This window comes from Sutterella seckii, assembly GCF_009183815.1.
Lineage (GTDB): Bacteria > Pseudomonadota > Gammaproteobacteria > Burkholderiales > Burkholderiaceae_F > Sutterella > Sutterella seckii.
This window is the reverse complement of the sequence record NZ_WEHX01000088.1, coordinates 1-10101: the sequence shown is the minus strand read 5'-3', so window position 1 is coordinate 10101 and position 10101 is coordinate 1. Positions and strand designations below refer to the sequence as shown.

Sequence of the window (10101 nt, the reverse complement as noted above, 5' to 3'; positions counted from 1 at the left end):
GCCGTTAAGCCTTGATACTAGGAACCGCCGTATACGGAACCGTACGTACGGTGGTGTGGGAGGACGGCATGGGAACTAATCCCATGCCTCCTACCCGATACGGTGGAATGGTGGAACAAACGTAGGGAAGATACGGCAAATACATTAGGTGATAACCCTCGATTTTCCCCGTTTCCCCATTTTTGCAAAACAAAGTGGGAAGTGCAACACATTGATATTCAAGGATTCCCCACAATTCCCACAATTCCCACTCGAAAAATAGTATCTCTACTTTTAGATGGAAAAATGCTCTCTCAAAACTATCGGTTGAAACGTGACCGGCGATTCTGGAATCCGACGCGGGGATGAGTCGAGAGGAAGCCGAGAGGGAGGCCCGGCGGTTAACCGGGTATGAAGGTTGGTAGCGGGGCCGGGATGCCGGATCAATGCTTCGCTTCAAGTGGGCACCGGTGCCCGGCTCTATGACCGCCAATAAGAAAAAGCCCTTCAGGCGATGAACCTGAGGGGCTTTCTCTTTGGTACAGTTGCGACTCGAAAGCCCTGTTTAGGACTCTAAGAATGTCTAAGGGTTTCCCCGTAGCGCGGAACTTTAAGCCCAGTTTTGAGCCCACCTAAACGAAGGTGCTAGAAATTTTGCAGGAAAATCATTTAATTTATGGACCCTCTCTGGACCAGATTTTCAGAATCCTGCATTGCGTTCGCAATGCGGGATTTTTTACGGCCGTTCAATTGTGAAGTCTTGGAAAATCACGCCATTAGGTTCGGGCGGGCTGCTCCTGATAGAGCCTCCCGTCTATCAGGACGAGCGAGGCGAATTCTTTGAATCCTGGAATGAACGGGTATTTGCCGGACTCGGCATTCCGGTCAGATTCGTTCAGGACAACCAGAGCCTGAGTCTTCGCCGCGGAACGCTTCGCGGCATTCATTTTCAGACGGGCGAATTCGCCCAGGCGAAACTCATCCGCTGCACGAGCGGCGCGATTCAGGATGCGGCGGTGGACCTGAGAAAGACTAGTCCCGATTATCTGCGCGTCTTCACCGTTGATTTGTCCGCAGAGGACGCGCGCATGCTCTACATCCCGCGCGGGTTCGGGCACGGCTTTCTGACGCTCGCGGACCATACGATCGTTCAGTACAAGGCGGATGCCTTCTATGAGCCGGGATCGGAAGGAAGCATCCGATGGGATGATCCGACCCTCGGCATCGACTGGAAATTGCCTCAGGGCATGACGCCCATCCTCTCTCAAAAGGATGCCGCGGCACCTTATCTCCACGGCTGAAATAAAAATCCCGCCTGAAGCTTTTGCTGCCGGCTCCGGGCGGGACTTCAAAGCGTCAAAAGACGGGAAGCGTTCTGATCAGCTTGCCGCGCGTTCGGCAATGTTCCTGAGGAATGCCGCGAGATCGTGCATTTCCTCCTGACAGAGTTCATGATCCATCGGGTAGGTGCGGGCAATCATTGCCGGATCAACCTGAGAAATCACTTCCGCGCTGCGGGCCGCCATGACGGGAGGTACGACCGAGTCGAATTCGCCGTGCGCCATGAAGATCGGCGTCCGTCGGCCGCCGGGCGTTGCTTCCGAAAAGAGATGGCCGGCAAGCGGAAGGTACCCGGAAAGCGCGGCAACGCCGCCGATGGGGCGCTCCATCCTCAGTCCGGCGAAAAGCGATATTGCAGCACCCTACGAGAAGCCGCCGAGAACAATGCGGCTTCTGGGAACGCCCTGAGCCTCAATTTCATCGATCAGCTGAGCGACGCGCTTTGCGCTCTCGCGAATGCCGCGGGCATCCTCATTTTCATCAATGCTGCGTCCCGGGACGTCATACCAGGCGCGAAGCGGATAGCCCGGATGCATGGACATTTCGCGCATCGGCGCGTTGGGGAGAATAAAGCGGCAGACGGGGCCGTCGAATCCCAGAATCTCATCCGGGAAAGGCGCAAAGTCCGTGTTGTCAACGCCCATGCCGTGAAGCCATACGACCGCAAGTTCCGGGTCTCCGCCCGTGCGCGGACGCACGACAAGAAGATCCCGCGCGTCGAAGGCGGGCTCTGCCGGGGGAACATCCGGCGCGTGCTTTTCCTCTGAACGAGGTGCGGCTTCAGAAGCCGCCGCCTTCGGAGGCTCCGCCTGCGGGACCGGCTTCTTCTCGACCGCAGGCTGCGCGGGAGGCACGGCGGCTTCCTGAGGCTTCTCAACATGCTTTCTCGCGCTCTTCGGACGGAAAGCCTTGACGACCGCTTCATTCGTTTCGATGTAGGGGCCGCCGATCAGGTCGATGCAGTAGGGAACGGCCGCAAAAATGCCGTTGACGGAAGGGTTGCCGTCCTTGTCCTTCAGACCTTCGAGCGTTTCCGCAATGGCTTTGGGCTGTCCGGGGAGATTGAGAATCAGCGCGGCATGGTCCGGCGTTTCGCGCAGCACCCCGACCTGACGCGAAAGAATCGCGGTCGGAACAAAGTGTCCGGAAATGGCGCGCATTTGCTCGCCGAAGCCAGGCATTTCGCGCGTCGCAACCGCAAGCGTCGCCTCGGGCGTCACGTCTCGGCGGGCCGGGCCGGTGCCGCCGGTCGTGAGGATCAGGTCGCAGCCGATGATGTCCACGAGTTCGCGAAGCGTCTTCTCAATATCAAAGCGTTCATCGGGAATGAGGCGCTTGTGGATTTTGAGGGGCGTCGTGATGGCTTTGCGGCACCAGGCTTCAAGTGTGGGGATGCCTTTGTCTTCATATTCGCCTCGGCTCGCCCGGTCGGAGATCGAAACAAGCCCGAGGATGAGTTCATTTTCAGCGCTGCGCGGAGGCTTCATGGAATTTCTCGGAGAAAAAATCAGGAATTGGGCGTTTCGGCTTCTTCAAAAGCCTCTTCTTCCTTCGCCATCAAATCGAGGGGTTCGTCGAGATAGTCGTGAAGGAGCCGATAGAGTTCCCGGGCGCTCTTCGGGGGCTTCGCCTGATCGCGTTCGCGGCGCGCAAAGCGTACGAGTTCGCGCAGACGACGGATGTCGATGTCGCTGTGTTCGTCGATGAAAGAGCGCACCACGTCGTCGGATTCGATCATGCGGTCGCGAAGCGTCTCGCAGCGGTGAAGGAGCGCAACGGTGGCGCGGGACTCGCCCGTCGCGCGGGCGATCGCCTCTCGCACGGCATCCGGATCCATGTCGCGCATCTTTTTCCCGATCAGCTGAAGCTGCCGGCGCTGCGCGCCGAAGCTCTTCATGCGGCGGAATTCAATGATTTCAACGAGCACGTCTTCGGGAAGCCCGATTTTGGCGAGCGTCTCGTCGCCCATGCGGGTCATGTCGCGGCCGAGAGACTGCAGATCAAGCTGAACGCGCTTCAGGTGCGACTTGGAGGGGCCGCGGAATTCTTCTTCTTCGTCTTCTATTTCGTTAGGGCGCATAGGGTCCTCACATTCGATGGACGCCAATGATAGCGGCTCTAGTCCATGATTTTTAGTTAGAATGCGGCTCCTTTTCCATTCATTACTGGCCGGTCAAGCCATGACTGAACAACATCTTTCTGATTTCGACTTCGAGCTCCCGCCGGAGCTTATCGCGCAGTACCCTCTCGCAGACCGTTCTTCCTCGCGTCTTCTTCACATCACGGAAGACGTGATTGAGGACAAGACCTTCCGCGACATTGAAGGATGCCTGCGCCCGGGCGATCTTCTCATCGCCAACGATACAAGGGTCATCAAGGCCCGTCTTCTCGGCCGCAAGGAAACCGGAGGCGCCGTTGAAGCGCTGATTGAGCGCGTTACCGGACCGGATACGGCCATTTCCATGCTTCGCGCCAGCAAGAGTCCTAAGCCCGGAACCAAGATCTATTTCCGCGCCCAGACGGAAGAAGCGGCGGGCAGGGAAGCCGAGGCTGAGGTTCTCGGCCGCGAAGGCGAATTCTATTCGCTGCGCTTCGAGGGGCCCGTGCTTGATATTCTCGAGGAATTCGGCCGCGTGCCGCTTCCTCCCTATATTGAACACGCCCCCGAAAAGAGCGATGAAAGCCGCTACCAGACGGTCTATGCGCATCATCCGGGTGCGGTGGCCGCGCCTACGGCAGGGCTTCACTTTACTGAAGACCTTCTCGCCAGGATCCGCAATAAGGGCGTCGATATCGAATATGTGACGCTTCACGTGGGTGCCGGCACCTTCCAGCCCGTGCGCGTTGAAAACCTCTCCGAACATCACATGCACTCGGAATGGTTCTCCATGCCTGAGGATGTGGCCGCGAAAATCAATGAGGCAAAGGCCGAAGGCCGCCGCGTGATTGCCGTCGGCACGACGTCGCTGCGCACCCTTGAGAGCGCTGCGGACCGTCCGGGGCATGTTGAAGCCGGCGCGCGCGATACGACGCTCTTCATCATGCCGGGCTACAAATTCCGCATTGTGGATGCGCTCATCACGAACTTCCATCTGCCGAAGTCGACGCTCGTCATGCTCGTTTCCGCGCTGGTGAGCCGCGAACGCATTCTCGAAGCCTATGCGCATGCCGTGAAGGAGAAGTACCGCTTCTTCAGCTACGGCGACGCGTGCTTCATTGAAAAGGCGAAGAACGCCTGACCGTCCGCGACTATTCAAGAGGATTTTTTCACTCATGGCATTCAGCTTCAAAGTCAAGGCGACCTGCGGGAAGGCCCGCCGGGGTACGCTGACGCTCAATCACGGCACAGTCGAAACGCCCATGTTCATGCCTGTCGGGACATACGGCGCGGTGAAGTCCATGGCTCCTTATGAATTGAAGGAAGTGGGCTCGCAGACGATTCTCGGCAATACCTTTCACCTGTGGCTTCGTCCCGGCCTCGAAGTGATCCGCACGCACGGCGGGCTTCACGGCTTCATGCAGTGGGATCAGCCTATTCTCACGGACTCGGGCGGCTTCCAGGTCTTCAGCCTCGGTGAGCTGCGCAAGATCACCGAAGAAGGCGTGAAGTTCTCGAGTCCCATCAACGGCGACAAGCTCTTCCTGTCGCCTGAGATCTCGATGCAGATTCAGCACACGCTCAATTCCGACATTGTGATGCAGCTTGACGAATGCACGCCTTACAAAATCGGCGACCGTCCGGCGACGGAAGCGGAGGCGGGAGCCTCGATGCGCATGAGCCTCCGGTGGGCGAAGCGATCGAAGGACGAGTTCGACCGTCTTGAAAACCCCAATGCGCTTTTCGGCATCGTTCAGGGCGGCATGTTCTCTCATCTGCGCGAGGAGTCGCTCGAGGGCCTCAGGAAAATCGGCTTTCACGGGTATGCTTTGGGCGGCCTCTCTGTCGGCGAACCCAAGGAAGAGATGCTTCGCGTGCTCGACGAAATCGCGTGGAAGCTCCCTGAGGATCATCCCCGCTACCTGATGGGCGTCGGGACGCCTGAGGATCTGGTGGACGGGGTCTCGAGCGGCATCGACATGTTCGACTGCGTGATGCCGACGAGAAACGCCCGCAACGGGTGGCTCTTCACGCGCTTCGGCGACATCAAGCTCAAGAACAGCCGCTACCGTAACGATCTGAGGCCGCTCGACCCGACCTGCACCTGCTACACGTGCCGCAACTTCAGCCGTTCGTACCTCCATCACCTCCACAAGGTGGGTGAGATGCTCGGCGCCCGGCTCAACACGATTCACAATCTTCACTACTACCTCACGCTCGCTGCGGAAATGCGCGCTGCGCTCGAGGAAGGACGCTTTGAAGAGTGGAAGAAAACCTTCCATGAGGATCGCGCCCGCGGCATTGAATAACGGAGCGTCCTTCAGGGATCAAAACTGAGAGAATCAGGCTCTTATTTGGGGCCGGCGTTAAGCAATGCTCCGGCCCATGCTCTTTATAATCTGCAGACTTCCCCCTTTGTGGGGGCTGAATTTTCCGCAAAAGACCGTTCAGGATTTTTGCTTTCTCTTTTGGAGTGCACATGCTTTTTGTAAGCGATGCCATGGCGGCGGGTGAAGCCGCTGCTGCCGGCGGTATGGAAGGTTTCCTCGTCCAGGTCGTCCCGCTTATCGTCATCTTCGCCGTTTTCTGGTTCTTCCTCATTCGCCCGCAGCAGAAGCGCCAGAAGGAGCACGCCAAGATGTGCGAAGGCCTCACGAAGGGCGATGAGGTCATGACCATGGGCGGCATCTCCGGTCGCATCGAAGGCGTCGACGATCAGTCGATCAGCCTGCAGGTCGCTGCCGTCGACGGCAAGCCCGTCATCATCCGCATGCAGCGCGCTGCGGTGCAGATGGTTCTCCCCAAGGGATCCATCAAGTTCTGATTGAGCGATTCACCCGGATCAGGAGGCTCGGCGCGCACGCTGCCGGGCCTCTTCTTCCGGAAGCGCCACAAGCGAACGCGCACGGCTCTCTAAGTCCGGGCGAAGGGCTTCGAAAGACATGATGTCCGTCTTTCGAAGCCTTTCTCTCAATCAATAGGGATGACGGTGCGGCTCCGGAACTCCGGAGTTTTTTGGTAAGAACGGAGAAGAGCGAATGAATCGCTATCCTCTTTGGAAATACATACTGATCGGCATCGTGCTCGTCATCGGGCTCGTTTATACGCTGCCGAATTTCTACGGCGAATCGCCTGCCGTGCAGGTAACGTCCGGCAAGGCTACGGTCAAGGTGACCGAGCAGACGCTCGCACAGGTGGAAAGCGCGCTGAATGCCGCCAACCTGAAGCCCAACGGCGTCTTCTTTGAACAGGGCGCGCAGCAGAACACCATCCGCGTGCGCTTCGACCCGACCCAGACGGAAGAGCAGCTGAAGGCCCGCGAAGCGATCGATCACGCGCTCAACAGCGATCCGAAGGACCCGACCCACATCGTGGCGCTCAACCTGGTCCCCAATACGCCGCAGTGGCTGCTTTCGATCAACGCGCTTCCGATGTATCTGGGCCTTGACCTTCGCGGCGGCGTGCACTTCCTCCTGCAGGTCGACATGCGCGCGGCCATCACGAAGCGCGCCGAGGCGATTGCCGCCGACCTGCGCACGCAGCTTCGCGACAAGCGCATCCGCCACACGGGCATCAACCGCGTCGGCAACGACGTTGAAATCAGCTTCGGCACCGCAGAGGAACGCGAACGCGCGAACGACCTTCTGAGAAATACTCAGCCTGATCTCGTTCTCACCCTTCCGGAAGCCACGAAGGCGCCCTTCATCATTCACGCCGCGCTCTCGCAGCGTGCGGTTCAGAACGTTCAGAACTACGCTCTGAAGCAGAATATTTCGACCCTTCACAACCGAATCAATGAACTCGGCGTTGCTGAACCCGTGATCGCCCAACAGGGTGCGGACCGCATCGTCGTCCAGCTCCCGGGCGTTCAGGATACGGCCAAGGCCAAGGACATTCTCGGTCGTACGGCAACGCTCGAAGTCCGTCTGGTTGACGATTCGCCTGAAGCTCTTGCTCAGCTCGCTCAGGGCAATGTCCCCTTCGGCGACGAACGCTTCACGGACCGCGACGGGCGTCCGATTCTCGTCAAGCGCCGCGTGATCCTTACCGGCGAAAACCTCAACGACGCTCAGCCTGGGTTTGACAGCCAGACGCAGGAACCGACCGTCAACCTTGAGCTCGACAACCGCGGCGCGCGCATCTTCCAGGAAGTTACCCGCGAAAACGTCGGCCGCCGCATGGCGATCCTGATCTTTGAAAAGGGCAAGGGCGAAGTGGTGACGGCTCCGGTGATCCGTCAGGAAATCGGCGGCGGCCGCGTGCAGATTTCGGGCCAGATGACCACGATTGAAGCTACCGATACGGCGCTCGTGCTCCGTGCGGGTTCGCTCGCTGCTCCGATGGAAATCGTTGAGGAACGCCTGATCGGCCCGAGCCTCGGCGAAGCCAACATTGAGGCGGGCTTCCGCTCGACCCTCTACGGCTTTGTGGTGATCGCGGTCTTTATGGCGGTCTACTACCAGGTCTTCGGCATCGTGAGCGCGATCTCGCTCATCTGCAACGTCATGATGCTGATCGCGATCCTTTCGCTTCTCCAGGCAACGCTGACGCTTCCTGGCATCGCGGCTATTGCGCTCACGCTCGGCATGGCAGTCGACTCGAACGTGCTCATTAACGAGCGCGTTCGTGAGGAACTGCGCATCGGCCGACTCCCGCAGACAGCCATCAGCGAAGGCTACGACCGTGCGTTCAATACGATTCTCGACTCGAACATCACGTCGCTGATTGCCGGTCTTGCACTTCTTATTTTCGGTTCCGGTCCGGTCCGCGGCTTCGCCGTGGTGCACTGCCTCGGCATCGGCACCTCCATCTTCACCTCCGTCATTGTTTCGCGCGCGCTGATCAACCTGATCTACGGCCGCAAGAAGAAGCTGACGGCCGTTCATATCGGTCAGATCTGGCGTCCGGATCCCGATAAGGCGAATGCGAAGTAATCGAGGGAGAGGAAAGAAAAATGGAATTTTTCCGCATTCATCGCACGATTCCGTTCATGCGCTATCGCCATATCCTGAACGGAATTTCCCTTGTGAGCTTCCTGGTTGCCGTGTACTGGCTTTTTGCCCACGGCCTGGCCTTCTCAATTGAGTTCACGGGCGGCACGCAGCTTGAGGTGAATTATCCTGAGGCGGCCAATACGGAGCAGATCCGTACGGATCTCGCCCAGGTCTCCAATGAGGTGCTCGTTCAGACCTTCGGCACGGCGCGCGACGTCGTGATCCGCGTTCCGACCAAGGAAGGACAGACGTCCGGCCAGGTCGCCGCTGAAGTCATGAAGGTGCTTTCCGCGAAGACGCCCGGCGTGCAGCTTAAGAGTACCGAGTTCGTCGGTCCTCAGGTGGGCGATGAGCTCGCCCGCGACGGTGGCACGGCGCTTGCGCTCGTGGTCTTCGGCATCATGGTCTACCTGGCCTTCCGATTCGAATGGAAGTTCTCGGTGGCGGCCATCATCGCCAACCTCCACGACGTGGTGATCGTGGTCGGCATCTTCTCCGTGATGCACTGGGAATTCACGCTTCCGGTGCTCGCGGCAGTGCTTGCCGTCCTCGGCTACTCCGTCAACGAGTCCGTGATTATTTTCGACCGCGTGCGCGAACACTTCCGTACGATGCGCCGCGCCGACACCATGGAGGTGATCAACTCCGCCATTACGGCGACGATCTCCCGTACGGTGATCACGCATACGTCGACGCTCTGCATGACGCTCTCGATGTTCTTCTTTGGCGGCCCGGCCCTCCACTACTTCTCGCTTGCCCTGACGATCGGCATTCTGCTCGGCGTTTACTCCTCGGTATTCGTTGCCGCTGCGATCGCCCTCTATCTTGGCGTCAAGCGTGAAGACCTCGTGAAGCCGAGAAAGAAGGAAGAGATTGAAGAGATGGTTCCGTAACCGGAATCCTTCAGATTCCCTTCTGCCTTGAAGAAAAGCTCCGTCAGACCAGCATCTGCGGAGCTTTTCTCATATGCGTGGAGCGGCGGGAGGCAGAAAGTCACTCAACAGAAGGGTGAGTGAGCCCGATTTTGGGAAGAAAGCGCTCCCAGTGACGCAGAATTTTCAGCCGGGCAAGGTGCGGGAAGTAGTGGCAGATTGGAATAAAGTCAGTCGTACCGAAGCCGTCAATCATGACTGCCCGATTAAGTCCATTCTTTTCTCTTCGAATCAAAATATTATTTGGGCTCAGATCAGAGAGCGCAATTCCGTAGCGCTAGAGATAACAATGGAGATCTTCAAGTAAATCGGAAAGCTGATGGAAAATCATATTTTGATGATCCGTCAGATAATGCTGAAGCGATTTTGAGGGGGAGCCGTCAAAATCACGCACGAGTTGTTGTTCAAAACCAACATACCCGGGTATGTTTACGCGGCCGTAATAGCGCGGAATATGGGTGGCGGGAACTTTCTGCTTTTTGAGCTGCGTGAAATACTCGATCTCACGCAGAGACTGACGCGCGTGATCCTCGGCACTGAGCTTGATGATGGTGCTGCTGTTCCTGGGATTGATATAGCAGGATCGCTCTTCTCCTCGCGAAAGAAGATAGGGCTGAAGATCGGCATAGGAAACGGGGAGATCCATAGCTGACTACTCAAGGGGACTTCCATAAAATAAATGCCTGTAAATTCTGAAAATTTCAGAGTTTACAGGCATGAAAAATGGGTGTTTTGTGTTATAATTGAATTTGCGAAA

The 10101-nt window shown here is 57.8% G+C and carries 7 protein-coding genes and 2 pseudogenes; 6 read left to right on the top strand and 3 right to left on the bottom strand.

Annotation, left to right across the window (positions count from 1 at the left end; genetic code table 11):
- The first annotated feature begins 731 nt into the window (after positions 1 to 731).
- Positions 732 to 1280, top strand: coding sequence for a dTDP-4-dehydrorhamnose 3,5-epimerase (rfbC, locus tag GBM95_RS09760; protein ID WP_226963265.1), 549 nt, complete (start codon positions 732 to 734; stop codon positions 1278 to 1280).
- A 78-nt stretch (positions 1281 to 1358) separates the two neighbouring features.
- On the opposite strand, the pseudogene mog reads toward rfbC, so the two are convergent.
- Together mog and yjgA are read right to left on the bottom strand one after the other, a co-directional pair.
- A pseudogene (gene mog / locus GBM95_RS09750) lies at positions 1359 to 2807 on the bottom strand (molybdopterin adenylyltransferase).
- 20 nt (positions 2808 to 2827) lie between these two features.
- A complete protein-coding gene (gene yjgA, locus GBM95_RS09745) occupies positions 2828 to 3400 on the bottom strand; it encodes a ribosome biogenesis factor YjgA (protein WP_152158919.1) in 573 nt (190 codons plus the stop codon).
- Between the two features lie 100 nt (positions 3401 to 3500).
- Here yjgA and queA point away from each other — a divergent pair, with 100 nt between their 5' ends.
- From queA to secF, 5 genes are all read left to right on the top strand, one after another.
- The gene (gene queA / locus GBM95_RS09740; protein ID WP_152158918.1) at positions 3501 to 4559 is read left to right on the top strand and encodes a tRNA preQ1(34) S-adenosylmethionine ribosyltransferase-isomerase QueA; all 1059 of its coding nucleotides are present in this window, start codon (positions 3501 to 3503) and stop codon (positions 4557 to 4559) included.
- Between the two features lie 34 nt (positions 4560 to 4593).
- A complete protein-coding gene (gene tgt / locus GBM95_RS09735; protein WP_152158917.1) occupies positions 4594 to 5727 on the top strand; it encodes a tRNA guanosine(34) transglycosylase Tgt in 1134 nt (377 codons plus the stop codon).
- A gap of 170 nt (positions 5728 to 5897) precedes the next feature.
- Positions 5898 to 6242 carry a preprotein translocase subunit YajC gene (gene yajC / locus GBM95_RS09730; protein ID WP_152158916.1) on the top strand — a complete coding sequence of 115 codons (345 nt, stop codon included), beginning with the start codon at positions 5898 to 5900 and terminating at the stop codon, positions 6240 to 6242.
- Between the two features lie 214 nt (positions 6243 to 6456).
- Complete coding sequence (gene secD / locus GBM95_RS09725; protein ID WP_152158915.1) at positions 6457 to 8352, top strand: protein translocase subunit SecD; 1896 nt, start codon at positions 6457 to 6459, stop codon at positions 8350 to 8352.
- Positions 8353 to 8372: 20 nt separating this feature from the next.
- A complete protein-coding gene (gene secF / locus GBM95_RS09720) occupies positions 8373 to 9305 on the top strand; it encodes a protein translocase subunit SecF (protein WP_139688571.1) in 933 nt (310 codons plus the stop codon).
- 100 nt (positions 9306 to 9405) lie between these two features.
- On the opposite strand, the pseudogene GBM95_RS12735 reads toward secF, so the two are convergent.
- Positions 9406 to 9990, bottom strand: a pseudogene (locus GBM95_RS12735) (YrbL family protein).
- Positions 9991 to 10101 lie beyond the last annotated feature (111 nt).